The sequence below is a fragment of the Pseudomonas sp. NC02 genome, from assembly GCF_002874965.1.
In the GTDB taxonomy this organism is placed as follows: Bacteria; Pseudomonadota; Gammaproteobacteria; order Pseudomonadales; family Pseudomonadaceae; genus Aquipseudomonas.
Window position 1 is genome coordinate 6,401,251 of record NZ_CP025624.1, and the last position, 22,880, is coordinate 6,424,130.

The following is a 22,880-nucleotide window of genomic DNA, read 5'->3' on the forward strand; positions in this document are numbered from 1 at the left end:
GGCCCGATCTGACACCGCAAGACCTCCCGCCCGCCTACACTTTCCTTGATCAGCTCCCAGCCCAGGCCTACTCTGTTTGCCTGCCCGCGCCGAGCCGCCCACAAGGAAGGCCCCATGTTCGAACACCACGCCACACTCAAAAAGCAGTTCAGTGCCCTGCGCACTACCGCCGAATTCTTTTCCCTGCGCTACGTCCGCGAGTCCGGCCAGTACCTGTCGGTACGCAAGAACGTCGCCGAGCCGCCACACCTCAGCCAGGACGAAGGCGCGATGCTCACCGTGCGCCTCAATGGCGTCGAAGCCTACGCCGCCACCCACGACATTTCCCTGCCCGGCCTGCAAGCCGCCCTTGAGCGCGCCGAACAGCAAGCCCGGCTCATCAAGCCCCACGCCCTGCTCGACCTGCGCGACCAGCCAGTGTCCAGCGACATTGCCGACTACCTGTCGCCGAGCCTCGACCAGCCCTTCCCGTCCCTGAGCGACTGCTACCAACTGCTCGGCGCCGAATCGGCCGCCGTGCCCAAGGACGAGCGCCTGGTGAACTGGGAAGTCAGCCTGGGCACCACCCACGTCGAACAGATCTACCTCAACAGCGCCGGCGCCGAACTGCGCCAGGCCCAGCGGTTTGTGTTCCCGGGTGTCAACGTCACGGCCTACGACGGCAATGACAGCCAGACCCGCACCCTGGGCGGCACCAACTTCGGCCAGCAAGGCGGCTTTGACGTGATCAGCCGCTTCGGCCTGGTGGGCGCCGCGCCGCAGATTGCCGACCAGGCGCTGCAACTGCTGCTGGCCCCGAACACACCCCAGGGCCCGCGCGACCTGCTGCTGATGCCCGACCAGATGATCCTGCAAATCCACGAATCCATCGGCCACCCGCTGGAACTCGACCGCATCCTGGGCGACGAGCGCAATTACGCCGGCACCAGCTTCGTCAAGGCCAGCGATTTCGGTCACCTGCAATACGGCTCCAACCTGCTGAACGTGACCTTCGACCCGGACATTCCCGAGCAGCTCGCCAGCTATGGGCATGACGACGATGGCACGAAGGCCAGCAAACAATTCCTGATCCGCGAAGGCTTGCTGCTCAAGCCGTTGGGCGGTGCGTTGTCGCAATACCGCTCCGGCATGCAAGGCGTGGCCAACAGCCGCGCCTGCAGCTGGAACCGCGCGCCGATCGACCGCATGGCCAACCTGAATATCGAGGCCGGCGACCAGAACATGGCGCAGCTGATTGGCGGCATCGAGAACGGCATCCTGATGTCCACCAACCGTTCGTGGTCGATTGACGATGCACGCAACAAATTCCAGTTTGGCTGCGAGTGGGGCCAGTTGATTGAAAACGGCGAACTCAAAGGCGTGGTAAAGAACCCCAACTACCGGGCGATTTCCGCGCAGTTCTGGCGCAACCTCAGCGCCGTCGGCGACGCCAGCACCTTCAAGGTGCTGGGCACGCCGAACTGCGGCAAGGGCGAACCCAACCAGGTGATCCGCGTCGGCCATGCCTCACCGGCGTGTGTGTTCAGCAACGTGGACGTGTTCGGGGGAGACGCCTGATGAATAATTTCAAAGCCTTGGTGGATTGGCTCAAGCAGGCCATCACCGACCACGAACAATTCCACCTCGGCTACGCCGACGAGTCCTCCGAGTTTGTGCGTTTCAACCACGGCAAAGTGCGCCAGGCCGGCCAGGTGCAACAGGCCAGCCTGAACCTGAAGCTGATCAACGACGGGCGCCACGCCGACCTCGGTATCACCCTGGCGGGCGAGCCTGAACTGGATCGCCAGCGCCTGGCCGACGGCCTGCAACAACTGCGCGAGACCTTGCCGTTGTTGCCGCAGGATCCGTACCTGCTGCTCAACCACAACGCCTGGCAAAACAAGGACCAGCAGGACCGACCGCTGCCGGACCTGGCGCAGGTGCTGGAAGCAATCAGCCTGGCCGCTGAAGGTGTGGACATGGTCGGCTTCTACGCCGCCGGCCCTATCAGCCGTGGTTTCGCCAGCTCATCAGGCGCCTTCGGCTGGCATCAGGCCAACAGTTTCAACTTCGACTTCAGCCTGTTCCACGCCAACGGTGAAGCGGTGAAAGCCAGCTACGCCGGCAACGATTGGGACAGCGTGGCCTTCGCCCAGCGTTTCAAGCAGGCCCGTGAGCAACTGGAATACCTTGGTCGCCCGCTGCACCCGCTGGCACCGGGGCAATATCGCGCCTACCTTGCCCCGGCGGCCATGGAAGAAATCATCAGCATGCTCACCTGGGGCGGGTTTTCCGCCCAGGCCATCGCCAGCAAAGGCAGCCCGTTGCAACGGTTGTATGGCGGTGATCAGTCGTTGAGCCCGCTGGTGACCCTGGACGAACAGGTCAGCGGCTCCCTGAGTTCGGCGTTTTCCCGTGACGGCTATCCGCGCAGTGATGTGAAGCTGATCAATGCCGGCAAGGCTGAAGGCCAATTGGTGAACTCCCGCAGTGCTGCCGAATACGGCTTGAGCACCAATGGCGCCAGCGGCGATGAATCTCCCAGCGCCCTGCAGATGGCGGCCGGCAACCTGGCCCAGGCCGATATCCTCAAGCAACTGGGTACCGGTTTGTACATCAGCAACCTGTGGTACCTGAACTACTCCGACCAGCCCGCCGCACGCCTGACCGGCATGACCCGCTTCGCCACGTTCTGGGTCGAAGACGGCGAGATCAAGGCGCCGGTCAGCACCATGCGTTTTGATGACAGCGTGTACAGCCTGCTGGGCTCGCAACTGGAAGCGCTGACCGCTGATCGGGAATTGCTGCTGTCGGCGAGTACGTATAGCCAGCGCAATACGTCATCCAATCTGCTGCCGGGGGCGCTGGTAAAACGCCTGACCCTGACCTTATAAGCAACGCAAAACCCATGTGGGAGCGGGCTTGCTCGCGAATGCGGCGTGTCAGCCACTACATCTGTGACTGAGGCACCGCATTCGCGAGCAAGCCCGCTCCCACAGTTGATCGCATTCCACATTTTGATTCGGTTCATCCTCAAAGCCCCACTCCAGACACCTGGCCGTCCGGCCAGTTGTCGCTCGCGAAAAACCTCGTTATAAAGGTTGGTGGCACCTAGCCACGTCCGCGCGGTAAAAAAACTCAAACAACACCCCGCCGTCCTCAACCCACTTGCACGCAAGTGATGCACGACCTTGCCCGGGATAGGGCAAGCTGGAGCGTTGACATGAACCATGGAAGTTTTGTCATTGAAAAGCTGTTCAAGCACTACAACGTTCACGTAGAGCAGCTTGGTAACAACCCAGAGAAGAAAACCGTGCTGTTGGTCAACGGCGCGCTGTCCACCACCCGCTCGTTTGCACGCACCAGCAAGTGCCTGTCCGAGCACTTCAATGTGCTGATGTTCGACCTGCCGTTCTCCGGCTATTCACGCCCGCACAACACCGACCTCGACCTTGTGACCAAGGACGATGAAGTGCAGATCCTGCGCGCTCTGGTGGAACGCTTTGAGGTCAACCACCTGGTGTCTGCCTCATGGGGCGGGATTTCCACGCTGCTGACCCTCGCCCATAACCCGCCGTCGATTGAAAGCTCGGTGGTGATGGCACTGGCGCCCAACCTCAACCAGGCCATGCTCGAATACGTAGAGCGGGTGCGCGTGCTGATCGAGGCCGATGACAAATCCGCCGTCGGCCATCTGCTGAATGAAACCGTGGGCAAATACCTGTCGCCCCGGCTCAAGCGCAACAACCACCGGCACCTGTCGACCATGGCCACCACCGAGTATCGCCAGGCACGCTTCCATATCCATCAGGTGCTGGCGCTGGGTGACGGCAACTACCTGCCGCAACTGACCCGGATCGAAACCCCGGTGCACTTCCTCAACGGCGTGCTGGACGAGTACACCCCGGCAGACGAAGCCCAACTGTTCAAGAAATACGTAGGCCGCAGCAGCTTCGCCACCGCCGAACACACCGGCCATTTGCTCGACCTGGAATCCCGCGAAGCGGCCCTGGCCGTGCACCGCGCGCTGATTGATTTCCTGGTGGGCAAACACGTGGCGTTGTCAGATATAGACGAAGGGCCAGTGGGAAAAGGAGCTGCCGATGGCGCATAATCGCCGACACATAGGCTGCTAACAAAAAGGTAACTCATGCCGAATCGCGCCCCTCTCGATGCCAAGACCGCCCGCTGGCTACCCTGGGTGGTAGCGATTGCCTTCTTCATGCAGTCGCTGGATGGGACGATTCTCAACACCGCCTTGCCGGCCATGGCTCGAGACCTGGCGGAGAACCCCTTGCGCATGCAAGGCGTAGTGATTGCCTACATGCTCACCGTGGCCTTGCTGATTCCCGCCTCGGGCTGGGTGGCCGACCGCTTCGGCACCAAGAAGATCTTCTTCGGCGCGATCATGCTGTTCAGCATTGGCTCATTGCTCTGCGCACTCTCCAGCACGCTGACCATGCTGGTGGGCGCCCGGGTGATCCAGGGCCTGGGCGGTGCGTTGATGTTGCCGGTGGGCAGGCTGGTGGTGCTGCGCGCCTACCCACGTTCGGAGCTGGTGCGCATCATGGGTTTCATCACCATTCCCGGGCTGCTGGGCCCGCTGCTCGGCCCGACCATGGGCGGCTGGATGGTGCAATACCTGACCTGGCACTGGATCTTCCTGATCAACCTGCCGGTGGGCATCATCGGCTGCTACGCCGTCTGGAAATTCATCCCCGACCTGCGCGGCAGCGAACGTACGCGGTTCGACGGCGTGGGTTTCCTGCTGTTCGGCGCGGCGATGGTGCTGATCACTATCGCCATGGAAGGCCTCGGCGAATTGCACCTGCCGCACCTGCGGGTGATGTTGCTGCTGTTCGGCGGCCTCGCGTGCCTGGCGGCTTACTGGCTGCGCGCCGGGCATATCGACAACCCGCTGTTCTCGCCGGTGCTGTTCAAGACCCGGACCTTTGCGGTGGGCATCCTCGGCAACCTGTTCGCTCGCCTGGGCAGCGGCGCGTTGCCGTTCCTGGTGCCGCTGTTGCTGCAGGTGGCGCTCGGTTACTCACCGTCCGAAGCCGGGATGAGCATGCTGCCACTGGCGGCGGCGGCGATGTTTGCCAAGTCCATCGCCCGGCCGCTGATCGAGCGCCTGGGCTACCGCGTGGTGCTGACCGGCAACACCCTGGCGCTGGGCATCATGCTGGCGAGCATGGGCCTGGTCAGCGAACACACGCCCTACCCGCTGCTGCTGAGCATGCTGGCGATCCTCGGGGCGATCAACTCGCTGCAATTCACCGCGATGAACACCGTGACCCTGATCGACCTCGACGACGCCCAGGCCAGCAGCGGCAACAGTTTGCTGTCGGTGGTGGCGCAGTTGTCCCTGAGCCTTGGGGTGGCCTGCGCCGGTGCGCTGCTGGGTGGTTTTACCGCCGAAGTGGGCAACGACGGGGTCGACACGGTGCTTGGGGCGTTCCAGTTGACCTTCGTCACCGTGGGCATCATGGCGATGCTGGCGGCGGCGATCTTCCTGCAATTGTCGCCAAAAGACGGCAAACGCGTGGTCAGCCGTGAGCACGACATTGAGCATTAACAGGCTTCTCGTCTAGAACTTGCAGGGAAAATCCCACGAGGCTGGTACACTGCGCGACATTTTGTTTTGCAGAGCCAGTCCCGTGACTACCATCGCCACCGCTTTTAATACTTTGCCCCTGTCCGCCGCCATGCTGGCTAACCTCGACTCGCTGGGTTATGTCGAGATGACGCAGATCCAGGCGCAAAGCTTGCCGGTGATCCTCAAAGGGCTGGACCTGATTGCCCAGGCCAAGACCGGCAGCGGCAAGACCGCAGCCTTCGGCATCGGCCTGCTGAACCCGATCAACCCGCGCTACTTCGGCTGCCAGGCACTGGTCATGTGCCCGACCCGCGAGCTGGCTGACCAGGTGGCCAAGGAAATCCGTCGCCTGGCCCGCGCCGAAGACAACATCAAGGTGCTGACCCTGTGCGGCGGCGTGTCCCTCGGCCCGCAGATCGCTTCCCTGGAGCACGGCGCCCACGTCATCGTTGGCACCCCGGGCCGCATCCAGCAGCACCTGCGCAAGGGTTCGCTGGTTTTGGACGGCTTGAACACGCTGATCCTCGATGAAGCCGACCGCATGCTCGACATGGGCTTCTACGACGCCATCGAAGACATCATCAGCAAGACCCCGGCCCGCCGCCAGACCCTGCTGTTCTCGGCCACCTACCCGGTGAGCATCAAGCAGCTGGCCTCGAAATTCATGCGCGCGCCGCAACAGGTCAAGGCCGAAGCGTTCCACTCGGACGATCAGATCGAGCAGCGCTTCTACGAGATTTCTCCGGAAGAGCGCATGGACGCGGTGACCAAGGTCCTGGCGCATTTCCGCCCGGCGTCTTGCGTAGCCTTCTGCTTCACCAAGCAGCAAGTGCAGGAAACCGTGGATCACCTGACCGCCAAGGGCATCTCCGCCGTTGGCCTGCATGGCGACCTGGAACAGCGCGACCGTGACCAGGTACTGGCGATGTTCGCCAACCGCAGTACGTCGGTACTGGTCGCCACCGACGTGGCTGCCCGTGGCCTGGACATTGATGCACTGGACATGGTGATCAACGTCGAACTGGCCCGCGACTCGGAAATCCACATCCACCGCGTGGGCCGTACCGGTCGCGCGGGTGAGACTGGCATCGCTATCAGCCTGGTTGCCCCGTCTGAAGCCCACCGCGCCCAGGCCATCGAGCAGTTGCAGAAGTCGCCGCTGAACTGGGACCAACTGGACAACCTCAAGCCGCAAAGCGGCGGCCCGTTGCTGCCGGTGATGAGCACCCTGTGCATTGCCGCCGGCCGTAAAGACAAGGTTCGCCCGGGCGACATCCTTGGCGCACTGACCGGTGAAGCCGGGATTCCGGGGGCCCAGGTCGGCAAGATCGCGATCTTTGATTTCCAGGCGTTCGTGGCCGTTGAACGCGGGATCGCCAAGCAGGCGCTGCAGCGTTTGAATGACGGCAAGATCAAAGGCCGTTCGTTGCGCGTGCGTATCCTGTAAAGATCTCAAGCTATACCGAGATCAAAAATGTGGGAGCGGGCTTGCTCGCGAATGCGGTATATCAGTCGACAGATTCGGTGACTGACACTCCGCATTCGCGAGCAAGCCCGCTCCCACATTTGACTGTATTCCAATTCAGAATTTGTATGAGGACATGGCTGTGCGCTCGACCGAAGTTGTGATCATTGGCGCCGGCGCCGCAGGCTTGATGTGTGCGCTGACCGCCGCCGGGCGTGGGCGCAAGGTGATGTTGATCGACCACGCGAACAAGGCCGGCAAAAAGATCCTGATGTCCGGCGGTGGCCGCTGCAACTTCACCAATATGTACACGGAGCCTGCCAACTTCCTCTCCCACAACGCGCACTTCTGCAAGTCCGCCCTGGCCCGCTACACCCAGTGGGATTTCATCGGGCTGGTGGCCAAGCACGGCGTGCCGTACCACGAGAAAAAACTCGGCCAGCTGTTCTGCGACAACAAGTCCAGCGACATCCTCGGGATGCTGCTGGATGAGTGCATCCAGGTCGGCGTGAGCATGCACCTGGACACCTCGGTGCAGGAGATTGCCAAGGTCGATGGCGGCTATCAGTTGCAAACCACCCTGGGTGAGTTGCGCTGCGAATCACTGGTGATCGCCACCGGCGGGCTGTCGATCCCGACCCTGGGGGCCACCGGCTTTGGTTACCAGGTCGCCAAGCAGTTCGGCCATGAACTGCTGCCAACCCGCGCCGGGCTGGTGCCGTTCACCATCACCGACCAGCTCAAGGAATTGTGCGGCGAGCTGTCCGGTACGTCCGTGGATTGCCTGGTGAGCTGCAACGACCAAAGCTTTCGCGAGAACATCCTGTTTACCCACCGTGGCCTGAGCGGGCCGGCGATCCTGCAGATTTCCTCCTACTGGGAACCCGGCGACACCGTGGAAATCAACCTGCTGCCCGACCACGACGCCCACACCTGGCTGCAAGCGCAACAGGTGGAGCGCCCGAACAGCGAGCTGAAAACCCTGCTGGGTGAGATCTTCACCAAGAAGATGGCCAACCTGCTGGCCGAAACCTGGTTCGTTTCCAAGCCGATGAAGCAGTACACCCACGCCGAGATTGCCGACATCGCCGGCAAACTGGGGAGCTGGCAACTGGTGCCGGCGGGTACTGAAGGCTATCGCACCGCCGAGGTCACCCTGGGTGGCGTGGACACCCGGGAAGTCTCGTCCAAGACCATGGAATCCCTGAAAAGCCCTGGTTTGTACTTCATCGGCGAAGTGTTGGATGTGACCGGTCACCTGGGCGGGTTCAATTTCCAGTGGGCGTGGGCCTCCGGTTATGCCGCTGCCCAATTTGCCTGACGGAACCCGGTAAAAAATGTGGGGGCGGGCTTGCTCGCGAAGGCGGAGTGTCAGCTAATACATCAGTGACTGATACACCGCCTTCGCGAGCAAGCCCGCTCCCACATTTGGTTCGTGGTGTGCTTGGAAGTAATGACTGGAATAAATTTTGCTCTCAGATGTGATCGCCACGCTTGCCGTGGCGTCATTACTGGCTCAATTTAGCGGCATCGTCCCGGAAGACCCCAGACTTCATGTCATCGACCTCCTTCAAGCAGTCCATGCGGCGCCTTTGGGCACTGGATAAGTTCAGTTACAGCGTACGGGTATTCATCGCCCTGACCGGCAGCATGGCGCTGTGCTGGTACCAGAATGAAATGGCGCTGCTGATCCCGCTGTTCCTGGGGATTATCGCCAGCGCCCTGGCCGAGACCGATGACAACTGGCAAGGCCGGCTCAACGCCCTGGCCGTGACACTGGTGTGCTTCAGCACTGCGGCACTGTCCGTCGAACTGCTTTTCCCATATCCCTGGATCTTCGCGATCTTCCTGGCGCTCTCCAGCTTCGGCCTGACCATGCTCGGTGCCCTCGGCGAGCGTTATGGAGCGATCGCTTCGGCCACCCTGATTCTCTCGGTCTACACCATGATCGGCGTGGACCAGCGCGGTGGCGCCGTCACCGACTTCTGGCATGAACCCTTGCTGCTGGTGGCCGGCGCCGCGTGGTATGGCGCGCTGTCGGTGTTGTGGCAGGTGCTGTTTTCCAACCAGCCGGTGCAGCAGAGCCTGGCGCGACTGTTTCGCGAGCTGGGGCGTTACCTCAAGCTCAAGTCGTCACTGTTCGAACCGATCCGCCAACTGGATGTGGAAGCGCGGCGCCTGGAACTGGCGCAGCAGAACGGCCGCGTGGTGGCAGCACTGAACGCCGCCAAAGAGATCATCCTGCACCGGGTCGGCAATGGTCGCCCGGGCTCCAAGGTCAGCCGCTACCTCAAGCTGTACTTCCTGGCCCAGGACATCCACGAGCGCGCCAGTTCCTCGCACTACCCTTACAACGCCCTCGCCGAAGCCTTCTTCCACAGCGACGTGCTGTTCCGCTGCCAGCGCCTGCTGCGCCAGCAAGGCAAAGCCTGCCAGACCCTGGCCGAATCGATCCAGATGCGCCAGCCGTTCGTTTATGACGACAGCTTTGCCGAAGCCCTGGGCGACCTGAATGCCTCCCTAGAACACCTGCGCATCCAGAGCAACCCGGCCTGGCGCGGCCTGCTGCGCTCCCTGCGCGCCCTGGCCGCCAACCTGTCGACCCTGGACCGCCTGCTGGGCGACGCCGCCAACCCCGACAGCCTGGCCGATGCCACCGACAGCAGCCTGCTGGACCGTGCACCGCGCAACCTCAAGGAAATGTGGACACGCCTGCGCACGCAGTTGACGCCGACTTCGTTGCTGTTCCGCCATGCCCTGCGCCTGCCCCTGGCGCTGAGTATCGGCTACTGGATGGTGCACTTGATTCACCCGTCCCAAGGCTATTGGATCATCCTCACCACGCTGTTCGTGTGCCAGCCAAACTACGGCGCCACCCGACGCAAGCTGGGCCAGCGGATCATCGGCACGGCCATCGGCCTGACCATCGCCTGGGCGCTGTTCGACCTGTTCCCCAACCCGCTGATCCAGTCGATGTTCGCCATCGCCGCGGGCCTGGTGTTCTTTATCAACCGCACCACGCGCTACACCCTGGCGACTGCCGCGATCACGCTGATGGTGCTGTTCTGCTTCAACCAGGTGGGCGACGGCTACGGGCTGTTCCTGCCACGGCTGTTCGATACCTTGCTCGGCAGCCTGATCGCCGGACTGGCGGTGTTCCTGTTCCTGCCGGACTGGCAGGGCCGGCGCCTGAACAAGGTGCTGGCCAATACCCTGACCTGCAACAGCATCTACCTGCGCCAGATCATGCAGCAGTACGCCGCGGGCAAAAGCGACGACCTGGCTTACCGCCTCGCCCGGCGCAATGCCCACAACGCCGACGCCGCGCTGTCCACCACCCTGGCGAACATGCTGATGGAGCCGGGGCATTTCCGTAAGGAAGCGGACGTGGGGTTCAGGTTCCTGGTGCTGTCCCACACGCTGCTCAGCTACCTGTCGGGGCTGGGCGCCCACCGGGAAACCCAACTGCCGGCGGAAGTGCGCGAGCACTTGATCGAAGGCGCCGGGAAGACGCTGGCGGCGAGCATCGACGAGATCGCCACGGGGCTGGCGAACAAGCAGCCAATTGCGATTCAGAGTGATGCCGAGGAAGCCTTGGCAGTGGATCTGGAGCAGATGCCGGATGAGATTGATGAAGGGCAGCGGCTGGTGCAGACGCAATTGGCGCTGATCTGCCGGCAACTGGGGCCGTTGCGCACGTTGGCGGCTCACCTGATCAAAGATACCAGCGAAGCCTGAACCCTCTTCGCGAGCAAGCCCGCTCCCACATTCGGCCGAGCTCCACCTTTGGAATGCGGTCGAATGTGGGAGCGGGCTTGCTCGCGAAGGGGCCATTAGCCTCACTACATCCCGTGCTGCTTCATCAACCGCGCATAACTGCCATCTGCCTTCATCCTGGCAATCTCCCGATCAAACCCGGCAACAATCTGCTGATGCTGAGGATTTTTCAGGCTAACCAGAATGTGAAGGCTGTTTTCGCTCAGCGGCACCGGCAAAAACTCCACCGCGTTGCGCACGGTGGCGGACTCTCGAGCCAGGTAGTAGCGGGCGACGAATTCGTCCTCCAGCGTCAGCCGCACCCGCTGCGCCGCCAGCATGCGCACGGCCATGGCGAAGTTATGCACCGGGACTTTCTGCAATTGCGGATCGGCATCGAACGCCGCTGAATAGGCATAGCCACGCACCACCGCGACGGGGTAGTCGTGCAACTGCTCCAGGTTCTGGTAGTCGATGGGATCGTCGCGGCGCTTGAGAAACAGCACCCGGTTGAGCAGGTATTCGCCGGAAAACTGCCCCAGCTGAGTACGCGCATCGTCGTACCAGGCGTTCACCAATACGTCGTAACGCCCATCGCCCACACCCATCAGGGCGCGGGCCCAGGGCACCTGTTCAAACTCACTGGCATAGCCGGCACGGGCCAGGGCGGTGGTCACGATGTCGGTGGCCAAACCACCATTGACCAGGGTGGCGTCAGTGAACGGCGGCCAGGCATCCGCCACCAGTCGCAAGCGTTCTGCCGCCACCGCCTGGGCCAGCAACAACAAACCGATCAAAGCAACGGCACGAGAAAATCGCGGCATGCTCAAGTCCTTGGCGGGCATTCTATGGCCTGACCTCTGGGGCAACCCGAGGATTTAACAGTAGCTCATCAATGAGCCTGTACTGCAGATTACACAAAGACGACAGCGTCGCACGCAGAGAATGATGGCAAATTGATCTCACTCACAAAAAAACCGCAATTTAGACACTCGCCTCCCGCGCGCTTACTATCCTGACCAGACAATCAGCCGAGAGAACACCATGACAGTCGAATGGGTCTGCAAACACCACAGTGACCTGGGCAAGGAGCAGCTGTACGCCATTTTGCGCCTGCGCTCGGAGGTCTTCGTGGTCGAGCAGAAATGCGTGTACCAGGACATCGACGGCCAGGACCTGGACGGTGATACCCATCACCTGATGGCCTGGGATGATGGTCAACTGCAGGCCTACCTGCGCCTGCTGGATCCTGAATCACAGGGTGGTGATGTGGTGATCGGCCGGGTGATCGTTGCGCCGAGCGCGCGGGGTACCGGGCTGGGCCACCAGATGATGGATGAGGCCCTCAGGCAGGCAGAGAAACAGTGGCCCGACGTGCCGATCTATCTGTCGGCCCAGGCGCATTTGCAGGGGTATTACGGGCGGTACGGGTTTGTGGTGGCGGGTGAGGAATACCTTGAGGATGACATTCCACATATAGGCATGCGCCGGGCATGAGGGCCTCTTCGCGAGCAAGCCCGCTCCCACATTTGACCGAGTTCCACCTTTGGAATGCGGTCGAATGTGGGAGCGGGCTTGCTCGCGAAGGCGTCAGCCCGGTCACCACAAGCCTTCAGGGGTAATCCAACACCTGTTTAATGCTCGCCAGGTTCGCCTCGATCCAGCGCCGATCAATCGCGCCCCAATCACGAATCCGATAGCGCCCGGCATGATTGCGGGCCCCGTCTTCCTGTTCAAACTCACACACAATATCCAGGTCCGCCAACGCCGCAATCGTGTCCTGTGCAGTACGCCGGGGCATGCCCGTCACCTCGGTCAGTGCCGGCACGCTGCTGGCCAGCTGGCTATCAATCAGGTACGCCACATACAGGCGCCGGTAGAAGCTGCTTTTGGTCTTGCTCACATCCATGCTCGATCGCCTTTGAAGGTCAGGGCTTGCCCTGCAGGTCCCGCCAGGTCAGGTACACCCGCAGGTCGAATTCCACCTGATGGTAGCCCGGCAACATGTATTCACAGAGTTTGTAGAACGCCTTGTTGTGGTCCGATTCCTTGAAGTGCGCCAGTTCGTGTACCACGATCATGCGCAGAAATTCCGGCGCGGCTTCCTTGAACAGCGAGGCGATACGGATTTCTTTCTTCGACTTGAGGTTGCCACCCTGCACCCGGGAGATGGTGGTGTGCAGGCCGAGGGCGCGGTGGGTCAGGTCCAGGCGGTTGTCGAACAACACCTTGTCGATGGCCGGGGCGTTGCGCAGGTGTTCCTGCTTCAGGGCCTGGGCGTAGTTGTACAGTGCTTTGTCGCTCTGCACGCCATGCCGTTCGGGGTAGCGCTGGGTCAGGTAGTCGCCGAGTTGGTCCTTGGCAATCAACTGGCGCACTTGCTCCTGCAATGCTGGGGGGTAGGCCTGGAGGTATTTCAGCGCGGTCATGGGGTCAACAACGGGTATTTGAATGGGCGCCAGTGTAGCGAATTCAGCGGGCCGCTGCGCGCAGGCGCCAGTCGGCAATTTCATCCGCGATCAACGGCGGCGCCACCTGCGGGCCCTGGATGAACTGGCAGCCGTTGGCCTTGAGCCATTCAACTTGCTCCTGGGTCTCGACGCCTTCGGCAATCACCAGCAGATCAAAATGCCGGCACAATTCGATAATGCTGCGCGCCATCGCCGCGTCCCGGGATGAACCCGGCAGGCGGGCGATCAGCTTCGGGTCGAGCTTTAGGGTGTCGAATTCCAGGTCCCGCAGGTGGGCCAGGGAGCAGTTGCCCGCGCCGAAATCATCCAGGGCAATCCGCACGCCGGCCCGGCGCAACAGCTTGAGCTGCTTGGTGGACTCATCCAGATTGTGCATCAGGCTTTCTTCACTGATCTCCACCTCAAGCTGCCGGCCTTGCAACCCATGTCGCTCCAGCACCTGCTGCAGCTGGCTGGCCAGGTTCGGCATATTGAACTGGCTGCTGCTCAAGCTCACGCTCAGGACCAACTCATCGTTGAACACCCCTGCCCATGCCTGCCGCTGGGCGGCCACCTGCTGGTAGATCCAGGTGCTCAACTGGCTGATCAGCCGCGCCTCTTCGAGCAACGGCAGAAACAGCCCCGGCGGCACATCGCCGACACTCGGGTGCTGCCAGCGCAGCAGCGCTTCGACGCCCCGCAGATGGCCGTCGTGCAACGACACCTGCGGCTGGTACACCAGGGTGAAATCCTTGCTGTCGATGGCGCTGCGTACGCTGTCTTCGAGCATCAGGCGCGAGCGGGCCCGGCCGTTCATTTCCTGGTCGTAGTAGCGATATTGCTGACGCCCGGCGCGCTTGGCCTCGTACATCGCGACGTCGGCCGCGCGCAGCAGGCCGTTGAGGTCCGAGCCGCAGTCCGGGAAAGTGGCGATGCCGATACTGACGCCCAGCATCACATCCAGACCGTCGACCTGCTGACAGATCGACACCCGTTCGATCAGTTTTTCCGCAATCTTGGCCGCCTGCTCCGGAAATTCCAGCTCCAGCAGCGCGGTGAATTCATCCCCGCCCATGCGCCCGAGAATGTCGTAGGAGCGCAGGCACGCCTTCAACTGTTCCGAGACCCAGCGCAGCACGCGGTCTCCGGCGTCGTGGCCGAGGGAATCGTTGACCCGCTTGAACCCGTCCAGGTCCAGGTACAGCAGCACCAGCGACTGCTCGTTACGCTCGCTGCGCAACAGCACATTCTCCACCGACTGGTGAAACCCACGCCGATTGAGCAGGCCCGTCAGCGGGTCGGTGACGGCCTGGAACTCCAGTTGCTGATGCAGATGGCGCACCTCGGACATGTCCAGCACCGTGACCACCATGGCTTTCTGCTCGGCCGGCAGCGGGGCGCACGACATCGCCACGGGCAACTGCTGGCCGGGTGCGGTGCGCAAGATGGCGTCGTGCAGGCGCCAGGTTTCGCCACGTTTGTAGCCTTCATATAAGGCAGAATCGGACCACCCAGGCACATGGGGCTTCTGTAGGAAGTCCAGGAACTCGGCACCCTGGATCTCGGCGACCGGCGCATTGATCAGCCGCGAAATCGCCGGGTTGGCGTAGCTGATCACGCCGTCTTCGCCCACCACCAGGATGCCTTCGGCGGCATTGTCGAGCACCGAGGCATTGAAGGCCCGGGCCGATTCCAGATCGTGACTCAGGCGCTGCAAGGCACGGCGGTTGCGCTGGTGCTCCAGCAGGGCCTGGACCTTGGGCTTGAGGATATTCGGGTCGAAGGGTTTCAGCAGGTAGTCGATCGCACCGCTGGCATAGCCTTCCAGCATCGCCGCTGGCGATTGGGCGTGAGCGCTGAGAAAGATGATCGGGGTCAGTTGCGTGCGCTGGCTGCCGCGCATCAGCCGGGCCACCTCGAACCCGTCCATGCCGGGCATCATCACATCCAGCAACACCAGGTCGACGTCGTGTTCGAGCAGCAATCCCAGGGCTTCCACCCCGGAGGCCGCCGTCACCACATGCCAATCTTCACGCTGCAATAGCGCACGCATGCTGATCAGGTTTTCGGGATAGTCATCGACCACCAAAAGCACTGAACAACCATCGCGAGGCTTGATTGGAGCGCATTCCATTGCTGCTTCTCTTTCGTCGGAGTCATTCCGGTCATTTTTGCGACAAAACCGGATAAACAATAAGGGCTCACTCTAGCCCTGGATCCCATAAAGCAGAAGCCACGACGGTGCCATCATTGCGCCAAAGCCCAGACAACCGACTAACGGTCAGTGTCTACAGCCCGCGGTTTACGGGAAACATGGCTTTTTGACATTTCATTGGCGCCAACAATCCGCCACAAAGCCATTAACAATCCATTTCGAGCCACCTATAAAGAAAGTGCCGGCTCCCGAGCCAAGGCCTTCTCTCCCCGTTAAAGGCGTATTCAATGATTGATCTGTCCACCTGGAACCTGAGCATCCCCGTCGGCTCCCCGCCCTCGACCATCGACACGCCGAAACTGCTCAGCGGGTTCAAGGACCAATACTTCCAGGCCGAAGGCAGCAGCGTGCAATTCTGGACCCCGGTGACCGGCACGCGTACCGAGAACGCCGTTTACCCTCGCAGCGAACTGCGGGAAACCTACGCCGACGGCCGCCTGCGCAACTGGCTGTACAGCGACGCCGACAATTTCCTGCGTGCCACGTTGTCGGTCAACAAGGTGCCGTCGTCCGGCAAGGTGGTGATCGGTCAAATCCACGCCTACGAAAGCCAGAAGCCACTGATCAAGGTCGAATACCAATACAAGGAAAAAACCCAGACCGGCAACATCGTCGCCAAGGTGCGCATGCGCCCTGACGAGTCGGAAGGTCGGGTGATCATCGTCGCCGAGAACGTACCGCTGGACCGCGACTTCACCTACGTCATCCACCTGAACAAGGCCGGCCTGCTGAGCGTCGACGCCGCCAACGGGCAGTGGAACGAACGCATCGGCGCTGCGTGGGGCAAACAGCCGCTGTACTTCAAGGCCGGCGCCTACGTGCAGGACAACAGCGGCAACAGCAAGGAAGGCGCCCGCGTGACGTTTGCCAAGCTGGACATTGATCACGACTGAAGCTGATTCGCTTCAGCGACCGGTCCCACGACGCTTTAGGACAGAACCGCGACCCAGGGTCTCGACTTTCTTGTAGGACAATCCGAGTATGGCGCCGCGCACGCGCACTACCCCCTACAAGAAAGTCATGGAGACTGCCCAATGCCCTTTTCCCGCACCCTGCTCGCCCTCTCTATGGGCATGGCACTGCTGCAAAACCCGGCCTTCGCCGCCCCGCCCCTCTCGATGGCCGACGGGGTGGCCCAGGTCAATATCCAGGACAGCAACGCCTGGGTCGAAATCAACAAGGTCGCCTTCGAAAACAATATCCGCACCCTGCAAGCCAGCCTCGCTGACAAGTCGAAAATCTGCGCCGTGCTCAAGGCGGATGCCTACGGTCACGGCATCGGTTTACTGATGCCCTCGGTGATCAAACTGGGCGTGCCCTGCGTCGGCATCGCCAGCAACGAAGAAGCCCGCGTGGTCCGTGAAAGCGGCTTCAAGGGCCAACTGATCCGCGTACGCACCGCCGCCCTGAGCGAGCTGGAAGCTGCGTTGCCGTATAACGTCGAAGAGCTGGTGGGCAATCTGGACTTCGCCGTGCGCGCCAGCCTGATCGCCGAAAACCACGGCCGCCCACTGGTCGTGCACCTGGGCCTGAACTCCAGCGGCATGAGCCGCAACGGTGTGGAAATGACCACCGCCCAGGGCCGCCGCGACGCCGTAGCCATTACCAAGGTGCCAAACCTGCAGGTGACGGCGATCATGACCCACTTCGCCGTTGAAGACGCCGCCGACGTGCGCACCGGCCTCAAGGCGTTCAACGAACAAGCCAACTGGCTGATCAACGTCGCCCAGCTCGACCGCAGCAAAATCACCCTGCACGCCGCCAACTCCTTCGCCACCCTGGAAGTGCCCGAGTCGCGGCTGGACATGGTTCGTCCGGGCGGCCTGCTGTTTGGCGATACCGTACCGTCGTTCACCGAATACAAGCGGGTGATGCAGTTCAAATCCCACGTGGCGTCCGTCAACAGCTACCCGAAAGGCAACACCGTAGGCTACGACCGCACCTACACCCTGGCGCGGGATTCGAAACTGGCGAACATCACCGTGGGTTATTCCGACGGCTATCGCCGGGCGTTTACCAACAAAGGCATCGTGCTGATCAACGGGCACCGGGTGCCGGTGGTGGGCAAGGTGTCGATGAACACCCTGATGGTCGATGTCACCGACGTGCCGACCGTGAAGAGCGGCGATGAGGTGGTGTTGTTCGGCAAGCAGGGCGCGGTGGAGACCAGCCAGGCGGAGGTTGAAGACATCAACGGTGCGTTGCTGGCGGATCTGTATACGGTGTGGGGTAACTCGAATCCGAAGGTGCTGGTGGAGAACTAAGTCTCCTCACATCTCGTAGGCACTGTCCTATGGACCCAAGGATCATTCGGTGATTAACACAATCAATTAAACAACACTTATCCCTGTGGGAGCTGGCGGTGCGACGATTCGACTTGCCCGCGATGGCGGTGTATCAGCCAACTTATTCTTCGACTGGCACACCGCCATCGCGGGCAAGCCCGGCTCCCACAGGGGTCCTGTGCCCTACAGGGCCGTTGCAGTGAATCGGAGCGCCGCTTATAGTTCGCCCCGTCGCCGGCATTGAACGGCGATAGGGTTTCGCAGCCCTACAGAGTTAATACCGTACCCGTCAAAATACGACATAGGCAGTCCTGCCAATGCTCGGCTTTTTATGGCGGTTGTACGTGGGAGACCTTCGGGTCTGCCGGGTCTTAACTCCTCGGTCTGCGAACCCGCGTACAGCTGCCACCCTATTTGTTTCGCAGCAAACGGTGGCCAATTTTCTTTTGAGTTAAGGATTTGCCATGAAGCCACAACTCCCACCCCGCCGTTTCACCCCTTGCACCGAAACAGCCACCGAATACCCGGTACTCCTGATCGACAGCGAAGCTCCGCTGCAGGACCTGCACGCCTGCCTGCGTGAACGCCTCAACGCCGCCCTCGAACACCTCAACCTGATGGCCTGCTCCAGCCTGCCCGATTTTGCGGAGCGTGACCTGAACCACGTAGCCAACACCGCCCGCATCCTGGTGCAGGACGTAAGCGACGTATTCCGCGTCATCGAATACCGCGGCTTCGACACCCCCGCAGCCGCCTGATCAAATTTCAGCCACAAAAAAGCCCGCATCGCTGCGGGCTTTTCATTAACGCGTAAGGCTTAGTTAACCTTGGCGTTCAACTCACCTTTCAGGTAACGCTGGTACATCGCTTCCAACGAGATCGGCTTGATCTTCGAAGCGTTGCCCGCAGTACCGAAGGCTTCATAACGCGCGATACACACGTCACGCATGGCCGTCACGGTAGCGCCGAAGAATTTACGTGGGTCAAATTCGCTCGGGTTGGTGGCCATCAGGCGACGCATCGCACCGGTGGAGGCCAGGCGCAGGTCGGTGTCGATGTTGACCTTGCGCACGCCGTACTTGATGCCTTCGACGATTTCTTCAACCGGCACGCCGTAGGTTTCTTTGATGTCGCCGCCGTACTGGTTGATGATCGCCAGCCACTCTTGCGGTACCGAGGAAGAACCGTGCATCACCAGGTGGGTGTTCGGGATGCGCTTGTGGATTTCCTTGATGCGGTCGATGGCCAACACGTCGCCGGTAGGTGGCTTGGTGAATTTGTAGGCGCCGTGGCTGGTGCCGATGGCGATGGCCAGGGCGTCAACCTGGGTCTTTTTCACGAAGTCGGCGGCTTCTTCCGGATCGGTCAGCATTTGGCTGTGATCCAGTACGCCTTCGGCGCCGATACCGTCTTCTTCACCGGCCATGCCGGTTTCCAGGGAACCCAGGCAGCCCAGTTCGCCTTCAACCGAAACGCCACAGGCGTGAGCCATGGCCACGGTTTGTTGGGTGACGCGTACGTTGTATTCGTAGTCGGTCGGGGTCTTGCCGTCTTCGCCCAGGGAACCGTCCATCATTACCGAGCTGAAGCCCAACTGGATGGAGCGCTGGCACACGTCAGGGCTGGTGCCGTGGTCCTGGTGCATGCACACCGGGATGTGCGGGAATTCTTCGATCGCGGCGAGGATCAGGTGACGCAGGAACGGGGCACCGGCGTATTTGCGCGCGCCGGCCGAAGCCTGGACGATCACTGGAGAGTCAGTCTTGTCAGCGGCTTCCATGATGGCGCGCATCTGCTCAAGGTTGTTGACGTTGAAGGCTGGAACGCCATAGCCGAATTCGGCTGCGTGGTCCAACATCTGGCGCATGCTGATAAGTGCCATTGTGAGTCTCTCTCCCGGTCGAGGGTCGTTAATCGTGCAAGCCTGCCGTAGCGGCGGCTGCTATTCAAGTTATTGAAGGTCAGGCTTTCAAAGCCTGCCCTGCTTAATCGTTAAACCTGTCTGCAGGACCCGGCTTGCCGGCGATGGCGGCTGACGCTATCGCCGGCAAGCCGGCTCCTACAGGTGATCGCGGCGTGTTATTGCGCTTTACAGCCACGCCCGATCAAATCATCGGTGGCAACCCAGTAAACCAGGCCTTCCTCACCTTTTGTGTGAAACGCCAACTGGCCGTCGCTGTACAGCACGCCCGAGGCCGCCACATCCTGCTTGAGGCGATACACCTGGTCCGAGCCGCCGAGGCGCACATCCACCTGGGTGCGGGCCTGGTCGGCAAACCGCCAGTTGACTTGCGCCTGGCTGTCACACGTCCAGGTGGTCCACTTGTCTGCCGGCTCTGCCTTCTTGTCGAACATGTTCAGGTTGGTGCATCCGGCCAATAACGCCAGTGCCGCCAGGGCGAAAACGCCTTTCATTGCCAATCCTCAAGCGGCGACCTGCGGCCACCGCGGCTGTCGGTTAGTGAATCAGACCCGTCAAGGGCAACCCTGTTCCTGACCGTTGGGCGCAGAGTCGTATTTCTCCAACCCGTCCGGCCCGATGCGCTTGTTGATCACCGGCATGGTTTCGGCCTGCCAGTCAGCCTGGTAGCAACTCTTTTGCCGCCCCGCCCCGGCCTTTTCAGACTCGGGCGCCGCTTTCGGCGTGCTGCCGCAGCCGGCCAGCAGGCCCGCTGCAATCACCAGTGCCAACGACCTGATCATCGGAATGCTCCTTTTCCTCAGCAAGTGCCTTATCCCTTGGCCCGGCTTTCCAGCACTTCGACAGCCGGCAGTACCTTGCCTTCAACGAATTCGAGGAACGCACCACCCCCCGTAGAAATGTAGGAGATCTGGTCAGCAACGCCATATTTATCGATGGCCGCCAGGGTGTCGCCACCGCCAGCGATGGAAAATGCCGAGCTTTCAGCGATGGCGTGGGCCAGCACTTTGGTGCCGTTGCCGAACTGGTCAAACTCGAACACGCCGACCGGGCCGTTCCACAGGATGGTCTTGGACGACTTCAGCAGTTCAGCGAAGTTGGCTGCCGTTTGCGGGCCGATGTCCAGGATCATGTCGTCAGCGGCAACGTCAGCGATCAGCTTGACGGTGGCTTCGGCGCTTTCAGCGAATTCCTTGGCCACCACCACGTCTACCGGCAGCGGCACGCTGACCTTGGCGGCAATGGCGCGGGCAGTGTCCAGCAGGTCCGGCTCGTACAGCGATTTGCCCACCGGGTGACCGGCAGCGGCCAGGAAGGTGTTGGCAATGCCGCCGCCGACGATCAGCTGGTTGCAGATCTGGCTCAGGCTGTTCAGCACGTCGAGCTTGGTGGACACCTTGGAGCCGGCAACGATGGCGGCCATCGGTTGGGCCGGAGCGCCGAGGGCCTTGCCCAGTGCGTCCAGTTCAGCCGCCAGCAACGGGCCAGCTGCGGCAACTTTGGCAAACTTGGCCACGCCGTGGGTCGAACCCTCGGCACGGTGCGCGGTGCCGAAGGCGTCCATCACGAACACGTCGCACAGGGCAGCGTATTGCTGGGCCAGTTCGTCGCTGTTCTTTTTCTCGCCCTTGTTGAAGCGCACGTTTTCGAACAGCACGATGTCGCCAGCCTTCACGTCCACACCGTCCAGGTAGTCGGCAACCAGCGGCACGTCGCGGCCCAGGGCCTTGCTCAAATATTCAGCTACAGGCTTGAGGCTGTTTTCTGCCGAGAATTCACCTTCGGTCGGACGACCCAAGTGGGAGCAGACCATCACGGCCGCACCTTTTTCCAGGGCCAGCTTGATGGTCGGCAGCGAGGCCAGGATTCGCGCATCGCTGGTGACAACACCGTCCTTGACTGGGACGTTGAGGTCTTCGCGGATCAGTACGCGCTTACCTTGCAGATCGAGGTCGGTCATCTTCAACACGGTCATGGGGGGCAATTCCTGAGAGCTAAAGTTGTGGAGAGGCTGTTTGCAGATAGTGTTCTGCAACGTCCAGCATTCGGTTGGCAAAACCCCATTCGTTGTCGAACCACGCCAGGATGTTCACCAGCCGTGGGCCGGAAACGCGGGTCTGGCTGGCATCGACAATGGCCGAATGCGGGTCGTGGTTGAAATCACAGCTGGCGTGCGGCAACTCGGTGTAGGCCAACAGGCCTTTGAGCGGGCCGCTGGTGGCGGCGTCGCGCAGGATCCGGTTGACTTCGCCGGCGTCGGTGTCGCTGACGGTTTGCATGGTGATGTCCAGGCAAGACACATTCACCGTCGGTACCCGTACGGCTTTGGCCTGGATTCGCCCGGCAAGTTCCGGCAACAGTCGCTCGATACCGCGCGCCAGGCCGGTGGACACCGGAATCACCGACTGAAACGCCGAACGCGTACGGCGCAGGTCTTCATGGTGGTAAGCGTCAATCACCGGCTGATCGTTCATTGCCGAGTGAATGGTGGTGATCGACACGTATTCCAGGCCAATCGCCTGGTCCAGCAGGCGCAACAGCGGCACGCCGCAGTTGGTGGTGCAGGAGGCGTTGGACACCAGCAGTTCGGTGCCGGTCAGGCAATCCTGGTTCACGCCGTAGACGATGGTGGCGTCAACATCCGCCTCGCTGGCCATCGGCTGGGAAAACAGGACCCGTGGTGCGCCGGCGTCGAGAAACCGCTGGCCGTCGGCACGGGTGTGATAGGCACCGGAGCATTCCAGCACCAGGTCGACGTCCAGCGCCGCCCAGTCGATGCCCTCAGGGGTGGCACTGCGCAGGACCTTCACGCAGTTGCCATTAATATGCAGACAATCGTCCTCGACCCGCACTTCGCCGGGGAACCGGCCGTGGGTGGAGTCAAAGCGTGTCAGGTATTCGATGCTGGCCATGTCCGCCAGATCGTTGATCGCGACAATTTCAAACCCGGCCGCCGGCCCTCGCTCGAACAGAGCACGCAAGACGCAACGACCAATCCGGCCGTAGCCGTTGAGTGCAACTTTGTAGGGACGCGGTTGAGGCATGGGGTTCTCGCATTGTGGGCGACACAAACCTTTGCAGGAACTCGCTTGTGTGGCGAGGGAGCTTGCTCCCGCTGGAGTGCGAAGCACTCCCAGACCGGCTGACGAGGTGTATCTGACACATCTCGATCGCACGGCTTGGGGCCGCTTCGCAGCCCAGCGGGAGCAA

20 protein-coding genes are annotated in these 22,880 nt (G+C 61.6%); 11 read left to right on the forward strand and 9 right to left on the reverse strand.

The features are described 5' to 3' along the window. Nucleotides 1-114: 114 nt before the first annotated feature. The 7 genes from C0058_RS30170 to yccS all read left to right on the forward strand — a co-directional run bounded on the left by C0058_RS30170 (nucleotide 115) and on the right by yccS (nucleotide 10,781). Entirely contained in the window at nucleotides 115-1,557 is a 1,443-nt protein-coding gene (locus C0058_RS30170) for a TldD/PmbA family protein (protein WP_102370072.1), read from the forward strand. Continuing rightward, complete coding sequence (locus C0058_RS30175) at nucleotides 1,557-2,873, forward strand: TldD/PmbA family protein (RefSeq protein WP_102370073.1); 1,317 nt, start codon at nucleotides 1,557-1,559, stop codon at nucleotides 2,871-2,873. The genes C0058_RS30170 and C0058_RS30175 overlap by 1 nt, the downstream gene beginning before the upstream one ends. 329 nt (nucleotides 2,874-3,202) lie before the next feature. Further along, a complete protein-coding gene (locus C0058_RS30180; protein WP_003216895.1) occupies nucleotides 3,203-4,093 on the forward strand; it encodes an alpha/beta fold hydrolase in 891 nt (296 codons plus the stop codon). A 36-nt stretch (nucleotides 4,094-4,129) separates the two neighbouring features. Beyond that, complete coding sequence (mdtD, locus tag C0058_RS30185; protein WP_003216894.1) at nucleotides 4,130-5,557, forward strand: multidrug transporter subunit MdtD; 1,428 nt, start codon at nucleotides 4,130-4,132, stop codon at nucleotides 5,555-5,557. Nucleotides 5,558-5,687: 130 nt separating this feature from the next. Then, nucleotides 5,688-7,025: an ATP-dependent RNA helicase DbpA gene (gene dbpA / locus C0058_RS30190; RefSeq protein WP_236260841.1), complete on the forward strand. Its 1,338-nt coding sequence runs from the start codon at nucleotides 5,688-5,690 to the stop codon at nucleotides 7,023-7,025. Nucleotides 7,026-7,185: 160 nt separating this feature from the next. Continuing rightward, a complete protein-coding gene (locus C0058_RS30195; protein WP_003216890.1) occupies nucleotides 7,186-8,364 on the forward strand; it encodes an NAD(P)/FAD-dependent oxidoreductase in 1,179 nt (392 codons plus the stop codon). 233 nt (nucleotides 8,365-8,597) lie between these two features. Continuing rightward, the gene (yccS, locus tag C0058_RS30200; protein ID WP_003216889.1) at nucleotides 8,598-10,781 is read left to right on the forward strand and encodes a YccS family putative transporter; all 2,184 of its coding nucleotides are present in this window, start codon (nucleotides 8,598-8,600) and stop codon (nucleotides 10,779-10,781) included. Nucleotides 10,782-10,885: 104 nt separating this feature from the next. On the opposite strand, the gene C0058_RS30205 is transcribed toward yccS, so the two are convergent. After that, entirely contained in the window at nucleotides 10,886-11,623 is a 738-nt protein-coding gene (locus C0058_RS30205; RefSeq protein ID WP_102370074.1) for an ABC transporter substrate-binding protein, read from the reverse strand. 220 nt (nucleotides 11,624-11,843) lie between these two features. Here C0058_RS30205 and C0058_RS30210 point away from each other — a divergent pair, with 220 nt between their 5' ends. Beyond that, nucleotides 11,844-12,296 carry a GNAT family N-acetyltransferase gene (locus C0058_RS30210; RefSeq protein ID WP_003216885.1) on the forward strand — a complete coding sequence of 151 codons (453 nt, stop codon included), beginning with the start codon at nucleotides 11,844-11,846 and terminating at the stop codon, nucleotides 12,294-12,296. Between the two features lie 115 nt (nucleotides 12,297-12,411). On the opposite strand, the gene C0058_RS30215 is transcribed toward C0058_RS30210, so the two are convergent. The 3 genes from C0058_RS30215 to C0058_RS30225 are packed head-to-tail and all read right to left on the reverse strand — an operon-like array spanning nucleotide 12,412 to nucleotide 15,383. Next, nucleotides 12,412-12,708: a helix-turn-helix domain-containing protein gene (locus tag C0058_RS30215; RefSeq protein ID WP_003216883.1), complete on the reverse strand. Its 297-nt coding sequence runs from the start codon at nucleotides 12,706-12,708 to the stop codon at nucleotides 12,412-12,414. Between the two features lie 19 nt (nucleotides 12,709-12,727). Further along, nucleotides 12,728-13,228, reverse strand: coding sequence for a M48 family metallopeptidase (locus C0058_RS30220; protein WP_087693221.1), 501 nt, complete (start codon nucleotides 13,226-13,228; stop codon nucleotides 12,728-12,730). A 43-nt stretch (nucleotides 13,229-13,271) separates the two neighbouring features. Continuing rightward, nucleotides 13,272-15,383 (reverse strand): bifunctional diguanylate cyclase/phosphodiesterase, encoded by a 2,112-nt coding sequence (locus C0058_RS30225; RefSeq protein ID WP_102370075.1) that lies wholly within the window; start codon nucleotides 15,381-15,383, stop codon nucleotides 13,272-13,274. Nucleotides 15,384-15,691: 308 nt separating this feature from the next. On the opposite strand from C0058_RS30225, the gene C0058_RS30230 reads away from it, so the two are divergent. The 3 genes from C0058_RS30230 (at nucleotide 15,692) to C0058_RS30240 (ending at nucleotide 18,507) form a co-directional block, all read left to right on the forward strand. After that, nucleotides 15,692-16,357, forward strand: coding sequence for a polysaccharide lyase family 7 protein (locus C0058_RS30230; protein WP_102370076.1), 666 nt, complete (start codon nucleotides 15,692-15,694; stop codon nucleotides 16,355-16,357). A 141-nt stretch (nucleotides 16,358-16,498) separates the two neighbouring features. Further along, the gene (gene alr / locus C0058_RS30235; RefSeq protein ID WP_003216875.1) at nucleotides 16,499-17,728 is read left to right on the forward strand and encodes an alanine racemase; all 1,230 of its coding nucleotides are present in this window, start codon (nucleotides 16,499-16,501) and stop codon (nucleotides 17,726-17,728) included. A 485-nt stretch (nucleotides 17,729-18,213) separates the two neighbouring features. Continuing rightward, entirely contained in the window at nucleotides 18,214-18,507 is a 294-nt protein-coding gene (locus C0058_RS30240) for a hypothetical protein (protein ID WP_003216872.1), read from the forward strand. Nucleotides 18,508-18,566: 59 nt separating this feature from the next. On the opposite strand, the gene fba is transcribed toward C0058_RS30240, so the two are convergent. The 5 genes from fba to epd all read right to left on the reverse strand — a co-directional run bounded on the left by fba (nucleotide 18,567) and on the right by epd (nucleotide 22,714). Continuing rightward, nucleotides 18,567-19,631, reverse strand: a complete 1,065-nt coding sequence (gene fba / locus C0058_RS30245) for a class II fructose-bisphosphate aldolase (RefSeq protein WP_003177554.1) — start codon at nucleotides 19,629-19,631, stop codon at nucleotides 18,567-18,569. Nucleotides 19,632-19,828: 197 nt separating this feature from the next. Further along, on the reverse strand, nucleotides 19,829-20,164 hold the full coding sequence (locus tag C0058_RS30250; protein ID WP_003216869.1) for an MliC family protein: 336 nt from the start codon (nucleotides 20,162-20,164) through the stop codon (nucleotides 19,829-19,831). A 60-nt stretch (nucleotides 20,165-20,224) separates the two neighbouring features. After that, a complete protein-coding gene (locus tag C0058_RS30255) occupies nucleotides 20,225-20,452 on the reverse strand; it encodes a hypothetical protein (protein ID WP_102370077.1) in 228 nt (75 codons plus the stop codon). A 29-nt stretch (nucleotides 20,453-20,481) separates the two neighbouring features. Beyond that, entirely contained in the window at nucleotides 20,482-21,645 is a 1,164-nt protein-coding gene (locus tag C0058_RS30260; RefSeq protein ID WP_102370078.1) for a phosphoglycerate kinase, read from the reverse strand. 19 nt (nucleotides 21,646-21,664) lie between these two features. After that, the gene (gene epd / locus C0058_RS30265) at nucleotides 21,665-22,714 is read right to left on the reverse strand and encodes an erythrose-4-phosphate dehydrogenase (RefSeq protein ID WP_102370079.1); all 1,050 of its coding nucleotides are present in this window, start codon (nucleotides 22,712-22,714) and stop codon (nucleotides 21,665-21,667) included. Nucleotides 22,715-22,880 lie beyond the last annotated feature (166 nt).